Origin of the sequence: Streptomyces sp. NPDC059009 (assembly GCF_042740175.1) — a bacterium.
GTDB lineage: Bacteria > Actinomycetota > Actinomycetes > Streptomycetales > Streptomycetaceae > Streptomyces.
The window spans coordinates 14,083-34,832 of record NZ_JBHYJB010000006.1 but is presented as its reverse complement, the minus strand read 5'-3'; the positions used below and the strand labels follow the sequence as shown (position 1 = coordinate 34,832).

The window sequence follows — 20,750 nt, the reverse complement described above, 5'->3', positions numbered from 1 at the left end:
GGGGGGCGGGACCGGCGCCCTAGACCTGCACCACGGGCTCGCGGCTGAACAGCGCCCCCAACCCCGGCGCGTTGACCCTCCGGCCCGCCAGCCGAAGGGCCTCCCACAGCGTGACCTGGTTCGCGGTGAGCACCGGCTTGCCGAGCGCGGCCTCGACCTCCGCGACATACGCGGCCGTGTGCAGCGCGGTATCGGGCAGCAGCACCGCCTCCGCGTCCGGGTGGTCGCCCTCGCGGGCCAGCGCGAGCACCTCGTCCCGCCCCCACGTCCCCACCTCCGCCGCGGTGATGATCCCGCTCCCCCGCATCGCGACGACCTCGGCCCCGGCCGACTTCAGGAACGCCGCGAAGTGTCCCGCGACGTCCTCCGGATACGTGGCGGCGACCGCGACCCGGGCGGCGCCCACCTCCCGTACCGCATGGGCGAACGCGAACGACGTCGAGGACGCGGGCAGCCCCGCCGCCCGCGCGAGGCCCCGCACCTGCTCGTGCGCGCCCTCCCAGCCGAAGACGAAGCTGGCGCTGGTGCACGCCCACACCACGGCCTCCGCGCCGGTGAGCCGCAGCTCCTCCACCCGGTCCGTGAGGCGCTGCGCGGAGCCCATCTCCAGGAGCGCGTCCACCCGGTGGGCGTCCTCGCCGATGTCCGTGTGCACGACGTGCAGCCGTACGTCGCTGTCGAGCATCTGCTCCATGCGGGGGTAGTCGTCCTCGGCGGAGTGCCCCGGGTAGAGGAATCCCAGTGCGGTCACGTCGTCCAGCCTCCTTCTGACTCTGCGGGCGGTGGCGGCCCTTCGGGCAGTCCCGTCAGCTCCCCTCCCGGTACCCCGGGCAGCCCCGGTGTCTCCGCCGGGGGACCGAGCGGCGTCTCCGGCGGCGCGGCGACCGCCGGCGGCAGTGGCGGCGCCAGCGGCTCGGCGCCCGGCCGCGCCGCCGGATCGATCAGAGCCTGGTACGGGCCTACGGCACGCGTACCCACGCGGCGCAGGGCCGACCACATGGTCACCTGGTTCGCCGAGATCACCGGCATCCGCAGCTCGGCCTCCAGCTGCGGGATCACGTCGTAGGTGGGGAGGTTGGTGCAGCTGATGAAGAGCGCCTCGGCCGGGCCGTTCCCGTCGCCGAGCACGGCCCGGCGGGCCATGTCCGCCACATCCCGGTACGGCACCTTCCAGATGTGCCGGGTCAGCCCCAGATAGGCGCGTCCGACGACCCGGACCCCGGCCTCCTGGAGGTACTCCTCCAGCGACTGCGTGACCGACCAGGTGTACGGCGTGACCAGCGCGATCCGCCGCACGTCCAGCTCGGCGAGCGCCTCCAGGAGCGCGCCCGACGTGGTCACGGAGTGGATGCCGCCGCCCTCCCGCGTCATGGCCTCGCACATGGCGCGCTCGCCCGCGGTGCCGCCGACGAAGCTGCCGGACGTACAGGCGTAGGCGAGGACTTCCGGTTCGGCGGCGCTCAGCGCGCGGACGGCCTCGGCGAGCGTCTCGTGCTCGCTGACCAGGCGGGCCAGGTCGAGGCTGACCTCGACGGGGACGAACGGCGTACGGGTGAGATGCAGGGAGACCTCGTCCGGAACCCAGCGCCACAGTTCGCGGTCGAGGGCGAAGTCGAAGGGGGCGACGACGCCGACACCGCGTTGTGGGTGCGGTCCGCCGAGGAAGGAGACGTCCATGAGCAGGCCCCAAGATCGTCGTGCGTGTTGACATGAGGGACCGGCCGGGGGCCGGGAGGAGCAGTTGCCGGCGACGCGCCGGGACGTCGGGACGGGGACGGTTCGGCCACGGGGCTCTTTGGCCACCGTGCCTTTGTGCCGCTGTGCCTTTGTGCCTCAGGTGTACCGCTGGTGTGCCTCAGGTGTGCTTCTGCGCAGCTGATCCGCTGTCGGTCCACTGTTGATCCGCTGTGCGGTTGTGCCTCTGTTGACGAAGGTAGGTTCCGGTGCCAGCGTGGTCAATCCGCACACCAATCCGTACATCCCAGACGGCTGCCGACGCCGGCTCATAGTGGCGGCGGACGCCGGGGACTCCAGAAAAGCGGAGGCTCGTTGCCGAACGGTTTCCCCTCGATGTCCGACGCGTCCCGGCCGACGTCCGACACGTCCCGGCCGCCGACGTCCGACACGACCTTGCCGACCCTCCTCGTGCTCGACGCCGGGCCCGATGTGCCGCCGCCCCGGCTCGGCCGCCTGGCCGGGCGGGTGCACGTCCGGCACGCCGACGCGTCGACGCTCGCGGACCGACTCCCGTCCGCGGACGCCCTGCTGGTGTGGGACTTCGCCTCGCACGCGGTCCGGCACGCCTGGCCGGGCGAGGGGCCGCGGCCGCGCTGGGTGCACACGGCGAGCGCGGGCGTGGACCACCTGATGTGTCCCGAACTCGCCGCCTCCGACACCCTCGTCACCAACGCCCGCGGCGTCTTCGACGCGCCGATCGCGGAGTACGTCGCCGCGCTCGTCCTCGCGATGGCCAAGGACCTGCCGCACACGCTCGCCCTGCAGGCGGAGCGCACCTGGCTGCACCGCGAGACCCGGCGCGTGGCGGGCACGCGCGCGTGCGTGGTGGGCTCGGGTCCGATCGGGCGCGCCATCGTCCGCGTCCTGGAGGCGCTCGGCATCACCGTCGCCCTGGTCGGCCGGACGGCGCGGGCGGACGTGCACGGGCCGGACGAGCTGGACCGGCTGCTCACGCGCGCCGACTGGGTGGTGTGCGCGGCGCCGCTCACCGATGACACCCGGGGCATGTTCGACGCGCGCCGCTTCGCGCTCATGCCGCCGTCGGCCTGCTTCGTCAACATCGGCCGCGGCCCGCTGGTCGTCGAGAAGGACCTGGCCCTGGCCCTCACGGACCGGGGGCTCGCGGGCGCGGCCCTGGACGTCTTCGAGCAGGAGCCGCTGACGCCGGACAGCCCGCTGTGGTCGGCGCCGGGCCTGATCGTCTCGCCGCACATGAGCGGCGACACGGTGGGCTGGCGCGACGAACTGGGCGCACAGTTCGTCGAGTTGTACGAGCAGTGGGAGGCGGGCAGGCCGCTCGCGAACGTGGTCGACAAGAAACGTGGGTATGTCCCAGGACATTGATCACGCGCACGGAGCCACGTAGTGATGTGACCACGCAGCCATGTGGCCACGCAGCCACGAAGTCATGTGGCCACGTAGTGCCGTGATGCCGTAACGACGCAGGAGGCTGGATGTCCGAGCTCACCGACCTCACCGCCGTACAACTCCTCGACGGCTACCGCAAGGGCGAATTCGGCCCCGTCGATGCGACCCGCGCGGCGCTGCGCCGGGCCGAGGAGACCGAGCCCGCGGTGAACGCCTTCGTGCGCCTCACCCGCGACGAGGCTCTCGCCCAGGCCGAGGAGAGCACACGGCGCTGGCGGGCGGGCGAGCCACAGGGGCTCCTCGATGGCGTGCCGGTCTCGGTGAAGGACATCCTGCTGCAGCGCGGCACCCCCACCCTGCGCGGCTCCAAGACCGTCTCGCCGGACGGCAGTTGGGACGAGGACGCGCCCTCCGTGGCCCGCCTTCGCGAGCACGGCGCGGTGTTCATCGGCAAGACGACGACGCCGGAGTTCGGCTGGAAGGGCGTCACCGACAGCCCTCTGAACGGGGTCACGCGCAATCCGTACGACCCCTCGCGCACCGCGGGCGGCTCCAGCGGCGGCAGCGCGGCGGCGGTCGCCCTCGGCGCGGGCGCCCTGTCGCTCGGCACGGACGGCGGGGGGTCGGTGCGCATCCCCGGCTCCTTCTGCGGCATCTTCGCGCTGAAGCCGACGTACGGGAGGGTGCCGCTGTACCCGGCGTCGCCGTTCGGGACGCTCGCGCATGTGGGGCCGATGACGCGGGACGCGGCGGACGCGGCCCTGACGATGGACGTGATCAGCGGCCCCGACTGGCGGGACTGGTCCGGGCTCGGCCCGGCGGCGGGCGACTTCCGCTCGACCGTGGGAGGCGGCGTGCGCGGCCTCCGCATCGCCTACTCCCCCACGCTCGGCGGCCAGGTGGCGGTGCGCCCCGAGGTGGCCTCGGCGGTCCGGCGCGCGGTGGAGGCCCTCGCCGCGCAGGGCGCCTGGGTGGAGGAGGCCGACCCCGACTTCTCGGACCCCGTGGAAGCCTTCCACACCCTGTGGTTCAGCGGGGCGGCGCGCGTGGTGCAGCATCTGCCGCCCGCCAAGCGGGAGTTGCTCGACCCCGGCCTGCGCGAGGTCGTCGGGGCGGGCGCGCGGTACAGCGCCCTGGACTACCTCGCGGCGGTCGACGTACGGATGGAACTGGGCCGCCGCATGGGCCGCTTCCACTCGACGTACGACCTGCTGGTGACGCCGACGCTGCCGATCACCGCTTTCGAAGCGGGCGTTGAGGTGCCGAAGGGCACGGGATCCCGGCGCTGGACGGGCTGGACCCCCTTCACGTACCCCTTCAACCTCACCCAGCAGCCCGCGTGCACGGTGCCGTGCGGGGTGGACGGCGACGGGCTGCCGATCGGGGTGCAGCTGGTGGCGGCGCGGCACGCGGACGCGCTGGTGCTGCGGGCGGCGCACGCGCTGTACGGGGCGGGGACGGCCGACATCGCCGCCCCCGGCAACCCTGGACCCACGTCCGGCGAAACCCGGGCTACGCCCGGCGGAAGCTGAGGGTCTCCCCCAGCGCCCCGCCCCGCCACAGGTCCTGACACGCCTCGGCCATCCGGTCGAGGCCCTCGACCACCTGGCCCCACACGATGCCGGGGACCCAGCCCACGTCACCGTTGATCAGGAGATTGTTGCGCTCATAGAAAAGGGCCAGATCGACGACCGTGCCCTGCTGGTCCTTTTCGTAGCCGTACGACTTGGTGCCCAACTCCGTCCCGGTGAAGGTGAAATAGCAGAGGTCACCGGGGATGGGGGTGATGGTGGGGTTCTCGAGGGGCGGCTCTTGTGGGGCGAACGCCGGGAAGAGGGCGTAGATCTCGTTGCGGGCGTATTTCGCGTGATAGACGTCGCTGCCCAGGGGGAGGGCGTCCCACACGGCCGCGCAGGTGCGCGGGGCGCGGTCGTCGAGGAGTTTGGCGGTGCAGCGCACATCGCGCTTGTCGAGCGAGACTTCGATAAACCGGTCTGCCATACGGTCTCCTTGCCCTTTTGGACACCTCACCAAAAGACAGTAGAAGCGACTCCAACGAGGCGAGCAGAATCTCTGGGGCCGCATTTTGGGATGTCGAGCGTCCCATGTTGCAGCACGCAAGGATCTCTCGCAATGCCCCGGGGCGCGCGCCCTGGATCTAGTGGAGGAGATGGTGGAGTTGACCGAAACGATGACCCCACGCGCCGACGAAGCGCCGCGTGCACGGCGCATGACCCCGCGCATGAGGAAGGGCGCACTCGGCCTCGCCACCGCCGCACTCGGCATCGGCGCGACATTGGGCGGTGCCTCGGCGGCCCAAGCCGATCCGGTGCCGACGAACAAGGGCCCGCACTGCTACCACGGGCCTGCCAACTGCACGCTGACCAAGTACCACCCCCGTAAGGGAACGGTCATCGTCAAGATAAACCTCAGCGGTCACAATAAGCAAAGGACTTTCGGGTGGGACATCCGCAAGGGCAACAAGCTCAAGTGCTGGGGCACCGTAAAGGAAAGCTGGAAGACCAAGACATATAAGTGCAAGAACGTCCCGAAGGGCAAGATAATGCTCATCACGCCGTACCCTCACTCGGCCTCTATAAGCATGAAGTGGTGACCTTCGGACAGAAAAGCAAATCGTCCCCCCGGTGAAGACGCAGAAAGTCGCGACCCAGCAAGGAGAACCATGCCCACTCTCCGCAGTCTCCCCACCCGGCGCGGTGCCGTAGCCATGACAGCCGCAGTTGCGACACTCAGCCTTATAGGCGGCGCCGCAGCCTCTACCGCCTCTGCCTCGCCGTCCACGGGTAAGCACGCCGTACCCAAGCCGGTCATCGGAAAGAGCAAGTACGGCAAGTGGGTAAAGATGGGCGTATACAGGTCAAAGTGCCGCGTCCAGCTCTCCATTGCGGCGGGTAACACCGTCAGCGGCGGAGCGGAGGGGTACTGCAAGAAGAAGTCACAGCAGGCCGTCGTGGGGCGCATTTACTTCGACGCCAGCGGAAAGTACAAGGACATCAAGAAGCTGGGTACCGGCAAGTACGTCGGCGTGGGCGGCGGAGAGATGAAGAACCCGAAGGGGAAGCAGAAGATGTGCATCGTGGGATACACACAGAGCCCCTGGGACGGCGGCGAGCCTTGGCGCCGCAGCGAAGCGAAAGTTTGCATCACGTACTGATAACTCGCCGGTTTCAGACCGAAGCTCCCGATGAATGCACGTGCATTCATCGGGAGCTTCGTGCATGTCACCAGGAAGGCGAACGCCGCGAGTTCGAATGTTGACAGAGTGCAGGCATGGACAAACAGACACTCCCAAAGCAACCTAGAAACAGGATGTCACGATATGTGTGATTCATTCACATGTGCACCAACCTCGGCACGCCTAACTCGGATCAAGGGCTTGAATCAATTGGCATACGTGGAGTCGATCCGGGTAGCCGCGCGCCCATGGCTCCACCACTTTGGAACGACCCAGAGAGCAATGAGACGGAGAGCTCCCCTGCCAGGGGGGCGATGGGCGCGGCGGATACGGCGTCGCATAAGACGACAGGCTCGTCGAAATCAGGCCATAGCCTGATACGTCGGCGTTCGCTGCTCCTCGGCGCCACGGCATTCGGCGCCGTGGGCGCGCTCGGCGCGGCCGGGTGCAGCAAGATCCCCACCGGGGACACGCTGGCACGCCTGAAGTCACAGGGCACCGTGCGGCTCGGCATCGCGGGAGAGGCGCCGTACGGCTACATCGACGAGGACGGGAAGTTCACGGGTGAGTCGGTGGAGCTCGCCAAAATAATCTTCAAGCGCCTGGGGATCGATCACGTGCAGCCCGTGGCCACCGACTTCTCCTCGCTCATCCCCGGCCTGAACACTCAGCAGTTCGACGTGGTCTCGGCGGGCATGTACATCAACAAGGACCGGTGCTCGCAAGTCATCTTCTCGGACCCCGAGTACCAGATGCTCGACTCGTTCATCGTCCGCAAGGGCAACCCGAAGAACATCCACAACTACGCCGACGCCTTCAAGGCCAAGGCGAAGATGTCCAGCGGACCCGCCTACACCGAGATCGAGTATGCGATCTCCGCGGGCTACAAGCGCAACGAGATCCAGATCTTCACCGACCCGGTCATCGGCATGAACGCTGTCGAGGCGGGCCGTGTCGATGTCTTCGCGGGCACCGCGCTCACCAATCGCAATGCCACGCGCAAGAGCAGCAAGGCCGAGTCGACGAAGCCCTTCAAGCCCATTGTGGACGGCAAGCCGCACGTCGACGGCGGCGCCTTCACCTTCCGCCCCGACGACACCAAGCTGCGGGACGCCTTCAACGTGGAGCTCCACAAGATGCGGAAGAGCGGCGAGATCTTCCGCATCCTGCGGCCGTTCGGCTTCACCAAGACCGAGATGACCCAGCTGACCGCAGAGGAGCTGTGCAAATGACAGCGGGACTGTGGCAACACTGGGTGCTCCCCGGCATCTGGATCACCATCCAGCTGACCGTCTACAGCGCGGCCCTCGCGACCGCCGTCGCCTTCGGTATCGGCATGGCCCGCACCCACCGGCTGTGGATCGTGCGCTTCCTCGCCGGCGTCTACACCGAGATATTCCGGGGCACGTCCGCCCTGGTCCTGATGTTCTGGATCTTCTTCGTCCTGCCCCAACTGGCGGGCTGGGCCCTCGTACCGATGTGGGCCGCAGTGCTCGCCCTGGGCCTTTCGTACGGTGCCTACGGCGCCGAGATCGTGCGCGGCGCCCTCAACGCGGTGACCCCTGCACAGCGCGAGGCGGGGGTCGCGCTGAGCTTCACGCCCTGGCAGCGGATGCGCCTCATCCTGCTGCCGCAGGCCGTACCGGAGATGATCCCGCCGTTCTCCAACCTGCTGATCGAGCTCCTCAAGGGCACCGCCCTGGTCTCGATGCTCAGCATCGGGGACGTCTCCTTCGCCGCGAACCTGGTGCGGCTCGCGACCACCGAGAGCGCGGAGATCTACTCGATCACCCTGGTCATCTACTTCGTGATCGCGTTCCTGCTGACCCGCCTGATGCGCGGCCTCGAGCGCAAGGCAAAGGCGAACATCGGGCAACGGCCCGATCCGGGCGTCGGCATCATGCGCAAGCTCAACATGCGTCAGACGACTGAGGCAGCCAATGTTCCCCCCGGCAGCGGTGGAGGCGTCGCAGCATGAGTAACACGACAAACATCGCAGCCGCCCAGACCGACAACTGGGACTGGGGCGCCGTCTCCGACTTCATGCCGCACTTCTGGGACGGGCTGCTCGTCACCCTGCAGATCCTCGCCCTCGGCTCGCTGATCTCCTTCACGCTGGGCCTGGTGTGGGCGCTCGCGTTCCGCGCGCCGACCCGCTTCGTCCGCTGGCCGGTCGGGATCATCACGGAGTTCATCCGCAACACCCCGCTCCTGGTGCAGCTGTTCTTCCTGTTCTTCGTGCTGCCGGAGTGGGGCGTCCAGTTCTCCGCCCTGACCACCGGCATCATCGCGATCGGCCTGCACTACTCGACGTACACCGCGCAGGTCTACCGCGCGGGCATCGAGGCCGTGCCGGTCGGCCAGTGGGAGGCGGCCACCGCGCTGAGCCTGCCCTACCGGCACACCTGGACCGCGGTGATCCTGCCGCAGGCGTTCCGCCGCGTGGTCCCGGCCCTCGGCAACTACGTCGTCGCGATGCTGAAGGACACCCCGCTCCTCTCGGCGATCAGCGTCCTCGAGCTGCTGCAGCGCGCGAAGCTCCAGGCGGGCGAGACCTTCCAGTACACGGAGCCGCTCACCGTCGTCGGCGTCGCCTTCATCCTCATCGCCTACCCCGCTTCTCTTCTTCTCCGAGCCCTGGAGCGTCGTCTTGTCCGCTGACACCACTGACACCAACTCTTCCCAGGAACAGGCCAATCCGGCGGTCGACGGCAGCGAGCTGATCCGCTTCGACAAGGTCGTCAAGCGCTTCGGGTCCAACACGGTTCTCGACGAGCTCGACTTCTCGGTGGCCTCCGGCAAGCACGTCACGCTGATCGGCCCGTCCGGCTCCGGCAAGACGACGATCCTGCGGCTGCTGATGACCCTGCTCAAGCCCGACGAGGGCACGATCAAGGTCGGCGGCGAATACCTCACGCATGAGGAGAAGAACGGCAAGCTGATCCCCGCGGGCGAGAAGCACATACGGGAAGTCCGCAAGAACATCGGCATGGTGTTCCAGCAGTTCAACCTCTTCCCGAACATGAAGGTCCTGCGGAACATCACCGAGGCCCCCGTCACCGTCCTCGGCCTGCCCAAGGACGAGGCGGAGGTCCGCGCCCGCGAGCTGCTCGACCTGGTCGGGCTCGGCGACAAGCACGACGCCTACCCGACGCAGCTCTCCGGCGGCCAGCAGCAGCGCGTCGCGATCGCCCGCGCCCTCGCCATGCGCCCCCAGATCCTGCTCCTCGACGAGGTCACCTCGGCCCTGGACCCGGAGCTGGTGGCGGGCGTCCTCGACGTCCTCCGCGACATCGCCCACACCACGGACATCACGATGCTCTGCGTGACCCACGAGATGAACTTCGCGCGCGACATCTCGGACCAGGTCCTGATGTTCGACGCGGGCCGCGTCATCGAGTCCGGGACGCCGGAGAAGATCTTCACGGACCCGGAGCACGAGCGGACCCGGGAGTTCCTCAGCGCGGTCCTCTGAGGGCCCCTCCGCAAAGACGGAGGCCCACCGCCTGGGGCATGACCTGGGCATATGCCAGGGTGGCGCGTTCCAGCTGACAGGTCTGGAGCGCGCCGCCCTTTCTCGCCAACAGCAGCTCCGCAAAAGGCTCTTGGCCGTTATCGTGGAACACGAAAGACCGACGAAAGAGCCGGACGAAAGACCGACGGGCTGTCCTAGCATCGCAACGCCGCAGGGGGGAAGCCGTGGCGCTGAAGCACGAGCCGACCACACCGGACTCCATCCAGAGCGCCCTGCGGGTGCTCGAACTCGTCGCCCGCCGGGGCACGGGGGTCACCGAGACAGAGCTGTCCCGCGACACCAAGCTCCCCGCCGACCGCCTCACCCCCCTCCTGCGCATGCTGCGCCGCGAGGGCTACGTGGAGCAGATCGCCGACGGCGCCTACGTCACCGGCGAGTCCCTGGCCCGGCTGAGCTCCACCCACCACCACAGCCAGGCGCTGCGCGAGCGGCTCCAGCACACCCTGGACGGGCTGCGCGACTCGATCGGCGCCGCGGTCTACTTCAGCCGGTACGAGGACGGCGAGATCAAGATCACCGACGTCGCCGAGGGGCCCCGCACCCCGAAGGTCAACGAGTGGGTGGACTTCCGCTCCTCGGCCCACGCCAGCGCGGTCGGCAAGAGCCTGCTCGCCCAGCTCGACGTGGACGGCCGCCGGGACCACCTCTCCCGCCACCGAATGGCCCGCCTCACCTCGCGCACGATCACCAACGAGCGGGTCCTCCTGAACCGCCTCGCCTCCCAGCCCGCGACGGTCCCCGTCCTCGACCTCCAGGAGTACGCGGTCGGCACGGTCTGCGCCGCGGTCCCCGTCACCGCGGGCGCCGCCGTCGGCTGTCTCGCCCTCTCCCTCCCGGTCGAGCACGCCCACCGCCTCCGCGAGGCCGCGGACACCCTGAACCGCGGGGCGGCGCCGGTGCTGCTCTCCCTGTCCATCTGAGGCCGGTCCATCTGAAGCCCATCCGTCTGCGGCCGGGCCGTCCCCGTACCGCCGTGGTCGGGAGCACCCCCGCGGACCAGGTACTATTTACGAGTCAGCAGGCGCCGCTAGCTCAGTTGGTTAGAGCAGCTGACTCTTAATCAGCGGGTCCGGGGTTCGAGTCCCTGGCGGCGCACAGACAGGCAAGGCCCTCCGTGATCACGGGGGGCCTTCGCTTTTGGACCGCGCCCGGCAGCAACTCCCGAAGGCGGCTGGGGGTCCGGGGGTCATCCCCCGGGAGATGCAGCATCAGCGGGTCCGGGGTTCGAGTCCCTGGCGGCACACGATGCGACCAGGTCGCTTAGATCGCTGACAAGGAGCCCCTCGGTTCTCCGAGGGGCTCCTTTCGTGTTCCGTGACTCAAGCGCCGGCGAACGAATCCAGGAAGTCCTTCAGCACAGCGGCCGAGAAGGCGTCGGTGGCCGGATCCTCCGGAGTGACAAGGCTCACCCCGTAGTACTGGGCCAGGAGCAGCATCGTGCCCTCCACGGCCTGTGCGGCCTCCGGATCCGGGCAGCGGACCCCCGAGACCTCGTCAGCGCGCAGCGGCTGTGAGCGCATCCTGTAGAAGACCGAGTACGGGCCCTCTCCGGCCTCGTCGAGGGCATAGCCGTTCTCTTCCCAGAAGTCCTCCATGTCCTGGCCGGAGGAGAAGGAGACAAGGCCCGGAACAGTGTCGTCGGGGGAGTTCTCGGGGAGGTTCCACGACTCCAGCGCCGGTGCCGGACCGGCTGCCTCTCCGTCGAGGAACAGGCCGGGCCAGCGCAGCTGCGAGCGCAGGGCGAAGCGCCTCATCGCCGCGGGAAGGGACAGGTCCACGATGAAGTCGGTCGAGTGCCCGGTGATGTCCATGAGGTTCCTTGACGTGCCGTGGAGTTCTGTGGGGGCGGGTGCGGGTCCGGTCAGGAGCTCCATTTCGCCGTGGGACCGTGATACTTGATCGCTTCGCGCGGAATGGTGACGTCCTGCTTGGAGAACCAGACGTGGTCCCGGCCTCCCTTCAGGCGGCCCGAGAACAGCTTCTTCTCCATTTCGAACTCAATCATGTACTCGCTCTTCTCACGGGTCAGGCCGAGATACTTCTTGAACCCGCCCGGCGCCTTGGCCACGTCCGCCGGACTCATCGGTGTCACGTACACCGCCGAGGCGTTCTTTCCCTTGGAACTCTTGGGAACCTTCAGCGTGATCGCGTCCTTGCTTCCGCCGCTCATGATCTTCTGGTAGCCGTCCTTGGTCGTGTAGTGCCGGATGACGGCCTTGCACGACGGGGCCAGGCCCAGCGGGTCGATCCAAGTGAGGGGGTTCACCACGTAGTTGTGGTGGTGCGGCGCGGGCTCGAGACCGAGCGGATCCGGGCTGCAGTAGCGCGCGGAAGCCGGGTCGTAGTAGCGGTACTGGTTGTAGTGCAGGCCGGTCTCGGCGTCGTGGTACTGGCCGGGGAAACGGAGCGGGCAGTGGACGCCGCCGTCGAGGGCGTCGCCGGCCGGCAGCCCCCACAGGGACGTCCGGGCACGCCAGGCCGTGCCGCCCTTCTCGTCGATGAGTTCGGTCGGTGTACCGACGGCGTCCGTGACGATGGAGTAGAACTGGCCGTCCACCCAGTCCTGGTCGTCCACTCGCCCGCGCAGGTCTGCCCCGGCCCGGCCCGGGCGGGTCACCTGCCGCTGCACCACCGGGCGGTCGCTGCCGGGCTCCCAGTCCCACGTGGTGATCTGTCCGTGCTCGTCGGCCTGTTCCGCCAGGGACCGGCCGTCCCACACGAAGTCGGTGCGCTCGGCCACGGTCTCACCGTCAGCGGCGAGCAGCTCCTTGGCGATGCGCCTGCCCAGGGGGTCGTAGAGGTAGCGCCAGCGCCGTCCGTCCGGCGTGGTGACCGTGCGCAGACGGTCGTCGGCGTCCCACTCGAAGTCCCATGTGCGCGCCCCGCCGGAGAGCAGTGCCCGGACATGGCGGACCACCCGGCCCTGCCCGTCGTACTCGTACCGGGACCGCCCCTCTGTCCGCAGCAGCGTCCCGGAGTACGCCAACTCGGCTCGGCTGTCCGGCCCTTGGGGTGCGGCGGCGACGAGGTTGCCCACCTTGTCGTATGCGTACGCCTCGCTGCGGCCGGTGCCCGTCACGGCCGTCACCCGGCCGTTGACGTCCAGTTCGTACGCGGCCGACGTGCCCGCGGCGTCGTCGGCCACCGACGTGATCAGGCCGTCGGCACGATGCGCGTAGCGGCGCTGGACCGCGGCGGACCGGGCACCAGCCCCGTGGAGTGCCTGGGAGCTGAGGCGGTGCCCCGCGCTCCACTCGTGCGCGAGCGTGACGCCCGCGGGCAGGAGGCGCCGGGCCTCGTTGCCGACCGGGTCGTACCGGAAGCCCACGGTGCGGCCGGAACCGCGCAGCTCCACGGGCTGGTCCGCGGCGTCGTACGTCCACTCGCTGACCGCGCCGCTCGGCGTGACCCGGCGTACTCGGCGCCCCACGGCGTCGTAGGTGTGGGTCAGGACGCGGCCGTTGCAGCTCTCCGAGAGAACGCGGCCGTGGGCGTCGTACGTGAAGGTGAGTTCCGCGTCGGCGTTGGCGGCCCGGACGACGCTGCCTGCCCGGTCGTACGCGAACGTCGTGACGTTCCCGTCGGAGTCCCGCTGCTCCACCACTCGGTCGAGCGCGTCATGGACGTAGTGGATCGACTGCCCGGCCCCGTTGGTACGGGTGGTCAAGCGGCCCGCCGCGTCATAGGCGTAGGTCAGCTCGCGGCCGTTGAAGTCCGTCTCGCGGACGACGCGGCCCAGGGCGTCGTACACGTAGGTCCAGTGGGCGCCCTGGGCATCGGTCACGCGGACCGGGCGGAGCTCGGTGTCATAGGCGATGGCGGTGCGGGCCCCGTCCGGTCCGGTCCGCGCGGTGGCCTGGTCGAAGGGGGCGATCTCGTAGCGTGTGACGCCGCCGAGCACATCCGTGTGTGACAGCGGATTGCCCTCGGGGTCGTACGTCCAGCTCTCGACGGACCCGTCCGGGTGCTCCCGCCGGGCCGGCAGCCCTTCGGCGGTCCAGGCGAAGCGACCGGTCGCGCCGTCGGCCTGGCGGACCTGCCGGATCCGCCCGAAGGCGTCGTGCTCGAAGTGGGTGCTTTCGCCGAGGGGGGAGATCATCGCCGTGGCGAGGCCGACCGCGCTGTTCTCGACGCGGCTCTCGTGGCCGAGCGCGTCCGTGACGGAGGCGACGGCGCCCCGTTCGTCGTACGCGTAGTCAGTGGCGGCACCGGTCGGGTCGGTGAGCCGCACGACGTTCCCGCGGTCGTCGTACGCGAATTGCCAGTACGCGCCGTCCTGCTCGGTCGTCGAGACGAGTGCACCGTGTGCGTCGTGCTCGTACGCGGTGAAGCTGCCGTCGGGGCGCACGACACGGACGGTGTTGCCGGATGCGTCGTACGTGTACGCGGTGGTGCGTCCGAGCGGGTCGGTGACGGACTCCAGGTTGTCGTAGCGGTCCCAGAGGCGGGTGGTGACCTGGCCCAAGGGGTCGGTCTCTGCTGTCAGTTGATACGCGTCGTTGAACTCATAGGCGGTCGTGAAACCGAGAGAGTCGGTGGCATGCGAGAGACGGCCCGCGCTGTCGTACGCGTAGGAGTAGGCGAGGATGCCGTCGGTGCCCTGAGTGCGCACGCACCGGCCCGTGCTGTCGTACTCATAGTGGTACGAGGTGCCGTTGCGGTCCTGCCACCCGGTGATGCGGCGCCCGTCGTCGTAGGTGAGGCGCTGCGGTGTCCCGGAGGAGTTGTAGATCTCGGTGAGGTTGCCGCGGTCGTCGTAGCCGTAGCGCAGAAGGACGGGCTGCTCGGGATCGTTGAGAAGAGTGAGCGCCGTGATGCGGGCGTCTTCCGTGGTGACCCCGATGCGGTAGCCACCGCTGTGGGCGATCTCCCGCGGAGTGCCGTCGGTGTCGTAGGCGACACCGATCTCGTTGCCGTTGCGGTCAGTCACGGCGGCGAGGGGCAGCTCGGCGGGCGAGCGGCCGGGCAGCGGGCGGAAGTGGAGCGTGAGGCCGGAGTCCGGCTGCCGCACCGTCATCGTGCCGCCCGCCGAGCCGTCCCAGGAGAGCGGCCAGCGCGGGCCCTCGACCGGGTGCAGCGCCAGGTCCGTCTCCGGCACCGGATAGTGCAGGATCATGCCGTCGGCCGTGGAGAAGCGGACTCCGTCCCGGTCCAGGACGAGGCGTTGGTCCAGCGTGGACGCCCAACTCGGTCCGAACCAGCGACCGGTGCGCAGTCCACTGCGGTGGTGCCGCTCCAGCTCCAGAGCGAGCACGCCGGGCAGCTCGACATCGGTCTCGGACATCACCACCTGGCCGGTGGCCATGTCGATGGGGTCGCCGCAGGTGAACAGCTTCTTCATCTGCCGCCCCAGCGCACGGCCGCCCTTGCCGAGCCCCTTGGCTCCCATGGCCATGCCCTTGAGGCCGACCTTGCTGAGCCCCTTGATCCCCTTGGCCAGACCGCGGAGGGACGTCAGCCCCTTCATGCCGGGTATGCAGTCCAGGGCGGCGAAGCCCACGTCCCAGAGCGATGCTTGTCCGTTGGCGTATTTGTTGAGGGTGTCGGCCAGGACGACGAGGGCGGCGACCAGCACGATCGCGCCGAGGATCGGCCCACCAATGATCATGGCGACGATGCCGAGGACGGCGACGACGACCTTGCAGACGGCGACGATGGTGTCCCAGTTGTCGGAGACCCAGTCGCCGACCTCCTCCCACCACTTGCGGTTGTGGATGCCCGCGTCGGAGGCTTCGTCGATCTTCTTCTTCGCCGTGCCCGCGGCGTCCTCGCGCATCTTGCGGGCGTCTTCCGCCATCTTCTTCGCGGCGTCGAGAGCGTTCTGCGCGTCGGTCACATCCGACTTGGCCGCTGTCTGGGCCTTCTCGGCCGCGTGCGCGTTGCGGGTGGCGGCCTTGACCTTGTCCTCGTCCGGCTTGGGGACATCCCCCTTGCCCCCGCCGTCCTTGTCCTTGTACTTGTCGGCTTCCTTGCCCGCCCGGTCCACCCACGAGTCCGCCGAGGACAGCTTCGACTTCGCGGAGGACAAGTCCCCTTGTGCTTCACGGCCCTTGGCGAGTGCCTTGTCGGCCAGGGCCTGGGCGCGCTCCAGCTTGGGCCAGTAGTCCGCGAGGGCGTCGCCCGCCATCTCGTAGCTCTTCTTGAGCTTCTTCAGCTTGCCCGGAGCATCCTCGAACTCGGCGGTGAACGAGTCCGCCGTCTTCCCCGCCCAGGTCAGGATCGCGTCATCGCCCGCCATCCCCTTGATGTCCCGGAGCACATCGGACACGTCGTCCGCGAAGTCATGAAGATTCTTGGCGAGTTGGCGAACTCGCTGCGGATCCCCCGGAGTCGGATCCTTGTCCAGGTCGAGTATGTGCCAATCGGCCGGACGGTATGACACTGTTCAATCCCCCGTGAAACTTGCCGACTGCGCCTGTCCAGCTGGCTGTCCAGCTGACTGTCCACGTGATCGTAGCCTCGTTGAACCAGCGCGGAGGCGCCCGCTAAGCGGCCGCGGTGGTCCTCGCCGGGCTCGGGAGGCCGCGTGTGTGGAGGCGGTGCAGGTACTCGTACGCCGTGGGCAGTGTCTCCAGGAGCGTCCGCTGCTGGCGGCTGATCCTCGTGAAGTGCTCGTCCGCCCTGCGGGCCGCCACCGTGTGGTGGCTCAGGGCGGGGGGCGGGGTCGCGCCCCTCGGGTCCAGGGCCGTCAAGAGGGTGCGGAGCCTCGCCTCGTGCGGGTCGTGGGGGTCAGGGGGGAGGCCCGTCGTGTGGTTCTCCAGGCACGTCAAGAGGCGCTCCGACAGCGGGAGTTCGTGGCGTGAGCGCCAGAACGCGGTGTCCTTGCGGGGGGAGGCCCAGTAAAGGAGGCGGGTCGTGTCCGTCGCCTCCTCGTACGCGGTGCGCGTTGCCCTGTCGTAGCCGGGGGACGGGGCCTCCCGTGCCTGCTGCGACGGGAGGCTTCTGATCATGTACGTCAGTTGGGACAGCACCTCCGTCAGGCCCGGGGGCGTGAGCGGGTCCGTCCGCCAGGCCGCCTCGCCCAGCGCCACGCAGTTCTTCACCCACGCGCTGCGGGACCGGCCCGCAGCATGGAGCGTGTGGACGTGGTCCACGCCGGTCCGGTCCAGCAGGGGGCGGCGCCACACCCAGCCGTCCGGGAGTGCGGTGAGGGTGCTGAAGGGGGCGACGGAGCCGGTCCGTGCCATCGCCGTGGGGTGGGGGATCATCACTCTCGTCACGGTGTCGGTGCCCTTTCCCTCCGCTCCCAGCCATTCCTCCCCCAGGATCGCGGAGAAGAGTTTCCGCTCCCTTCCCGTGCAGTCCACGAAAAGATCCGCCTTGATGGCCCGGCCCTCTTCCGTGTGCAGTGATGTGAGCATTCCGTTCTCGTCGCGGGTCGCCCGGAGCGGTGTTCCTGTCACCGCCCTGGCCATTCCGTGCGCGATCGCCGTCCTGCGCAGGAAGTTCCTCAGCATTCCCGCGTCCGCGTGCCAGCCGTACGGAACCGCCGTCCTGCCGTCCAGCCAGCGCGGGGACTTCCCCGCGTCCAGGAGCGGGGGCTCGCGGAAACAGGCGTAGTCGTACGGTTCTGTGGTGCGGCCCTCGGCGCGGCGCAGGCGCCAGAAGTCGGAGAGCGGGAAGTTCTCGCACTCCGGTGTGCCCGCCCACGGCAGATAGAAGTGGTCGGGTGCCGCGACGGCGTTCGGGGTGCGCCAATTCTCGTGGCGCACGGCCAGGTTGAAGGTCGCCGACGCCGCCCGCATCCAGGTCTCCTCGGGGATGCCGAGGGGGTCGAAGAGGTCCCGCTGCACGTGCGGGGCCAGGGTGATGACCTGGTCCGTCTCCGTCGGTGCGGTGGTGCGTCGCGGGGGTTCGAGGACCGTGACACGGACCGTGCCGGGGAAGGCCGAGGCCAGTCGCGCGGCCGCGGTCCAGGCGGTCAGCGTGCCGCCGACCATCACTATGTCTTCGATTCTCCTGTCCATACGGGGAGGGTTCTCCCGTCTTCTGTATTTCAGCTGTATACGGGCTATGGAATCCCCTCCAGTTACTTTCTTCCCGGCTATAGGGCGGGCGGGGAATTGGTATAGCGCCGAGCTCCACTCTGTTGGTGCGGGACCTGAACGGGACCCGATACACACAGGAGGAGAAATGTTCGACAACGAGATTCCCCCGGCCCAGGTCCAGCACCCCCTGGAAGTTCTGACCGAGATCGAGCGCAGCGCGGCGATGGACCAGGAACTCCTGCTCCGGGACGGCGGGACCCCTTGGTCCGATCTGCTGGCCGAATACGTCGACGCCCTGAACGCGCTCGCCACCGACGGCACCGTCGAGAACGGATTCATCGCCACATACGGTCTTGACGAAGGCCATGCGGGCGGCTGCGGATAGCACGCGGGAACGGCCTGGTGGCCGACCGGGAGAGGACATCCGGTCGGCCACCAGGCCGTGAGAGAGAAAGAAGAAAGGGAAAGGGAAGGAAAAGAAGGGGGAAATCAGCGGGAGAGTGCCGGCACTCGCGTCTCCTCCCGCGCCAACAGCGCCGCCAACGGCAGCAGTTCGTACTCCGGCACCTCGCCGTCTGCCCACGGCTCCGCCAGGCGCGCGTCGGTGAGCTGTTCCAGGATCTCCTCCGCGTCGTCGGGCGGCAGGTCGAGCAGGGCCGCCGCGTCCGTCGCCGTGAGGCGGGGCAGGCGGGCCGTCGCCAGCGTCGTGAACGCGGCCGACAGCGGTGGGGCGAGGGAGGTCAGGGCCGGGCGCAGGGTCGCGGTCAGGTCCAGGCTGCCGATGCGGAGTTCGGTGAGCCTGCGGTCCTCGGGGGCCAGGCGGTCCGCGAGGCGCTGGGGCGGCCAGTGCGGGCGGTCGGCCAGGCGGGCCGCGGCGATGCGCAGGGCCAGCGGGAGGCGGTCGCAGAACTCCGCTATGTGTGCCGCTACTTGGGGTGCCGGAGCGAGGCGGTCCGCGCCTGCGATCGTCGCCAGCAGCGCGGTCGCCTCCGTCGGCGTCATGCGGCCCAGGCGGAGCAGATGTGTGCCCGCGAGGGTGGCCAGGGCCGGGCGGACGCCGGTGACCAGGGTGCGGCCCGCGCCGCCGCCCGGGAGCAGGGGGCGCACCTGTGCGTCGTCGGCCGCGTTGTCGAGGACGACCAGGACGCGGCGGCCGGCCAGGAGCGTGCGGTAGAGCTGGGCGCGTTCGTCCAGGCCGGCGGGGAGCTCGTCGTACGGGGCGCCCAGGGCGCGCAGGAACCAGCCGAGGACGTCGCGCGGGGAGCGGGGCGTGCCGTCGTCCGTGCGCAGGTCCGCGTAGAGCTGGCCCTCGGGGAAGTCGGTGCGGCAGTGCTCGGCGGCCCACAGGGCGAGGGCCGACTTGCCGGTGCCGGGGGCGCCGGTGATCGCCACGTCCTGCCCGGTGCGCAGGGCGGACAGGATCTCGTCCGTCGCGGCCGCGCGGCCGGTGAAGTCGCGGGGGGCGGCGGGCAGCAGGGCGGGGATGGGGGCTGCGGTAGCCGCGGTAGCTGCGGTAGTGGACGTCAACTCGGCTTCGAGCCCTGGGGTTTCGAGATCCCGCACCCGTAGCTCCGCCGTCCCCCGCTCCCCCGCAGACACGCCGGGCGCGCCCGGTGCCCCCGCCAGCGTCCCCGTCAGGATCTCCTGGTGCAGGGCGCGCAGCCCGGGGCCGGGGTCGATGCCGAGTTCGTCGGCGAGGACGGCGCGGCCCTCCTCGTACGTGGTGAGGGCGTCCGCCTGGCGGCCGCAGCGGTGGAGCGCCGTCATCAACTGGCCGCGCAGCACCTCCCGTACGGGGTGGCGGGCCACCTGCGCGGTGAGGGCCGGGACGAGTTCGGTGTGGCGGCCGAGGGCGAGGGCGGCCTCGGTGTGCTGCTCGGTGGCGGCCAGTCGGGCCTCCTCCAGGTGGGGGCCCTCGGCGGTGGCGAGCTGCTCGGTGACACCGCTGAGCGCCGGGCCGTGGCAGAGGGCGAGTGCCGTGGCCAGCTTGCTCTCCGCGGCCGCGTACCGGGTGGCCGCGAGGTCGGTCCTGGCCTCGGCCGTGAGCGTGCGGAAGGTGTCCCAGTCGAGGGTGGCCGTGCCCGACTCCAGGCGGTAGCCCGCTCCTTGGCGCTCCGGGCCGTGGCCGGGGCCGAGGCGGGTGCGGAGGCGGGACATGTAGGTGTAGAGCTGGTTGGTGCTGGTGGCCGGGGGCTCCCAGCCCCAGAGGAGCGTCGTCAGGCGCTCGTCCGTGATGACCTGGCCGTGCGCGAGCAGCAGGGCCGCGAGCACGGTGCGCTGCTTGGCGCCGTCCAGGGCGACCTGGCGGCCGTCGAGCTCGGCCGACACCGGTCCGAGGATCTTGAAGTCCATGCGGGCCTCCGCCGTTTCGCGGGCCCGTTCCCTACCCGGGCCATCTGCCGCGAAAAGCTACTGACCTGCTGTTTTCTCGCGCTGTTGGTGCGGTTTCGAGGCTTCGAAAGAGCTTTGAAACCGGTGGAAAAGAGCGGCTCCGTAGCTTTCTTGGCATGCCGCAGGGCAGCCGCCCACAGCGGACACCGGGAACCCGGGAACACCGGGGACCCCGGGGACATCGAGCGTCCGGGAGGACATCATGAACCGCGTCATCAACTCCGCCAGGAAGTACGCCGCCACCGCCCCCGCGGGCCGGTTCGCGGCCGGGGCCGTGCTGCTGCTCGCGGCGGCCGGGACCGTGGGCGCGACGCAGGGCATGACGCCGTTCGCGGCGCAGCACCCGACGGCCGCGGTCGCCGGTGCCGCCACGGACGATCCGTGGACCGTGGGGCCGCGCACCGACGATCCGTGGACCTCCGCCCCGCACACGGACGACCCCTGGACCTCCGCCCCAAAGAACGCGACGGCCACCACCGACGGTGCCCGGACCGACGACCCGTGGACGTGAACCGGAGCGGGGGCCCGGGGGCCG

At 69.7% G+C, this 20,750-nt stretch carries 18 protein-coding genes and 1 tRNA gene; 12 read left to right on the top strand and 7 right to left on the bottom strand.

Going from position 1 to position 20,750, the window contains the following annotated elements; translation table 11 throughout:
• Positions 1–19 precede the first annotated feature (19 nt).
• Together ACFWYM_RS07755 and ACFWYM_RS07750 are read right to left on the bottom strand one after the other, a co-directional pair.
• Complete coding sequence (locus ACFWYM_RS07755; protein ID WP_384831591.1) at positions 20–751, bottom strand: decarboxylase; 732 nt, start codon at positions 749–751, stop codon at positions 20–22.
• Positions 748–1,677, bottom strand: a complete 930-nt coding sequence (locus ACFWYM_RS07750; RefSeq protein WP_384831588.1) for a decarboxylase — start codon at positions 1,675–1,677, stop codon at positions 748–750. The genes ACFWYM_RS07755 and ACFWYM_RS07750 overlap by 4 nt, the downstream gene beginning before the upstream one ends.
• Positions 1,678–2,070: 393 nt before the next feature.
• Between ACFWYM_RS07750 and ACFWYM_RS07745 the strand changes: the two genes are divergently transcribed.
• The gene (locus tag ACFWYM_RS07745) at positions 2,071–3,081 is read left to right on the top strand and encodes a D-2-hydroxyacid dehydrogenase (protein WP_384831586.1); all 1,011 of its coding nucleotides are present in this window, start codon (positions 2,071–2,073) and stop codon (positions 3,079–3,081) included.
• Between the two features lie 110 nt (positions 3,082–3,191).
• Positions 3,192–4,637 carry an amidase gene (locus tag ACFWYM_RS07740; protein ID WP_384831583.1) on the top strand — a complete coding sequence of 482 codons (1,446 nt, stop codon included), beginning with the start codon at positions 3,192–3,194 and terminating at the stop codon, positions 4,635–4,637.
• Here ACFWYM_RS07740 and ACFWYM_RS07735 read toward each other — a convergent pair.
• Positions 4,618–5,106 carry a DUF3830 family protein gene (locus tag ACFWYM_RS07735; RefSeq protein ID WP_384831580.1) on the bottom strand — a complete coding sequence of 163 codons (489 nt, stop codon included), beginning with the start codon at positions 5,104–5,106 and terminating at the stop codon, positions 4,618–4,620. The two genes, ACFWYM_RS07740 and ACFWYM_RS07735, sit on opposite strands and share 20 nt — an antisense overlap.
• 169 nt (positions 5,107–5,275) lie before the next feature.
• Here ACFWYM_RS07735 and ACFWYM_RS07730 point away from each other — a divergent pair, with 169 nt between their 5' ends.
• The 8 genes from ACFWYM_RS07730 (at position 5,276) to ACFWYM_RS07695 (ending at position 10,931) form a co-directional block, all read left to right on the top strand.
• Positions 5,276–5,719: a hypothetical protein gene (locus ACFWYM_RS07730; protein ID WP_384831578.1), complete on the top strand. Its 444-nt coding sequence runs from the start codon at positions 5,276–5,278 to the stop codon at positions 5,717–5,719.
• A 69-nt stretch (positions 5,720–5,788) separates the two neighbouring features.
• On the top strand, positions 5,789–6,280 hold the full coding sequence (locus ACFWYM_RS07725) for a hypothetical protein (RefSeq protein ID WP_384831575.1): 492 nt from the start codon (positions 5,789–5,791) through the stop codon (positions 6,278–6,280).
• 398 nt (positions 6,281–6,678) lie between these two features.
• Complete coding sequence (gene ehuB, locus ACFWYM_RS07720; RefSeq protein WP_384832083.1) at positions 6,679–7,533, top strand: ectoine/hydroxyectoine ABC transporter substrate-binding protein EhuB; 855 nt, start codon at positions 6,679–6,681, stop codon at positions 7,531–7,533.
• Entirely contained in the window at positions 7,530–8,279 is a 750-nt protein-coding gene (ehuC, locus tag ACFWYM_RS07715) for an ectoine/hydroxyectoine ABC transporter permease subunit EhuC (protein WP_384831572.1), read from the top strand. Before ehuB ends, ehuC begins: the two co-directional genes overlap by 4 nt.
• A complete protein-coding gene (gene ehuD / locus ACFWYM_RS07710; RefSeq protein ID WP_384831569.1) occupies positions 8,276–8,962 on the top strand; it encodes an ectoine/hydroxyectoine ABC transporter permease subunit EhuD in 687 nt (228 codons plus the stop codon). Before ehuC ends, ehuD begins: the two co-directional genes overlap by 4 nt.
• On the top strand, positions 8,952–9,776 hold the full coding sequence (gene ehuA, locus ACFWYM_RS07705; protein WP_384831566.1) for an ectoine/hydroxyectoine ABC transporter ATP-binding protein EhuA: 825 nt from the start codon (positions 8,952–8,954) through the stop codon (positions 9,774–9,776). The genes ehuD and ehuA overlap by 11 nt, the downstream gene beginning before the upstream one ends.
• A 224-nt stretch (positions 9,777–10,000) precedes the next feature.
• On the top strand, positions 10,001–10,756 hold the full coding sequence (locus ACFWYM_RS07700; RefSeq protein ID WP_384831564.1) for an IclR family transcriptional regulator: 756 nt from the start codon (positions 10,001–10,003) through the stop codon (positions 10,754–10,756).
• A 101-nt stretch (positions 10,757–10,857) separates the two neighbouring features.
• Positions 10,858–10,931, top strand: a tRNA-Lys gene (locus tag ACFWYM_RS07695).
• Between the two features lie 224 nt (positions 10,932–11,155).
• Here ACFWYM_RS07695 and ACFWYM_RS07690 read toward each other — a convergent pair.
• From ACFWYM_RS07690 to ACFWYM_RS07680, 3 genes are all read right to left on the bottom strand, one after another.
• Positions 11,156–11,647 carry a hypothetical protein gene (locus ACFWYM_RS07690; protein WP_384831562.1) on the bottom strand — a complete coding sequence of 164 codons (492 nt, stop codon included), beginning with the start codon at positions 11,645–11,647 and terminating at the stop codon, positions 11,156–11,158.
• Positions 11,648–11,697: 50 nt separating this feature from the next.
• On the bottom strand, positions 11,698–16,218 hold the full coding sequence (locus ACFWYM_RS07685) for a DUF6531 domain-containing protein (protein ID WP_384831559.1): 4,521 nt from the start codon (positions 16,216–16,218) through the stop codon (positions 11,698–11,700).
• A 103-nt stretch (positions 16,219–16,321) separates the two neighbouring features.
• On the bottom strand, positions 16,322–17,803 hold the full coding sequence (locus ACFWYM_RS07680) for a tryptophan 7-halogenase (protein ID WP_384831557.1): 1,482 nt from the start codon (positions 17,801–17,803) through the stop codon (positions 16,322–16,324).
• Positions 17,804–17,969: 166 nt separating this feature from the next.
• On the opposite strand from ACFWYM_RS07680, the gene ACFWYM_RS07675 reads away from it, so the two are divergent.
• On the top strand, positions 17,970–18,209 hold the full coding sequence (locus ACFWYM_RS07675; RefSeq protein ID WP_384831554.1) for a DUF6269 family protein: 240 nt from the start codon (positions 17,970–17,972) through the stop codon (positions 18,207–18,209).
• 104 nt (positions 18,210–18,313) lie between these two features.
• Here the strand turns inward: ACFWYM_RS07675 and ACFWYM_RS07670 are convergent, their stop codons facing one another.
• Positions 18,314–20,176 carry a BTAD domain-containing putative transcriptional regulator gene (locus tag ACFWYM_RS07670; protein ID WP_384831551.1) on the bottom strand — a complete coding sequence of 621 codons (1,863 nt, stop codon included), beginning with the start codon at positions 20,174–20,176 and terminating at the stop codon, positions 18,314–18,316.
• A gap of 241 nt (positions 20,177–20,417) precedes the next feature.
• Between ACFWYM_RS07670 and ACFWYM_RS07665 the strand changes: the two genes are divergently transcribed.
• The gene (locus ACFWYM_RS07665; protein ID WP_384831548.1) at positions 20,418–20,726 is read left to right on the top strand and encodes a hypothetical protein; all 309 of its coding nucleotides are present in this window, start codon (positions 20,418–20,420) and stop codon (positions 20,724–20,726) included.
• The last annotated feature ends 24 nt before the right edge of the window (positions 20,727–20,750 follow it).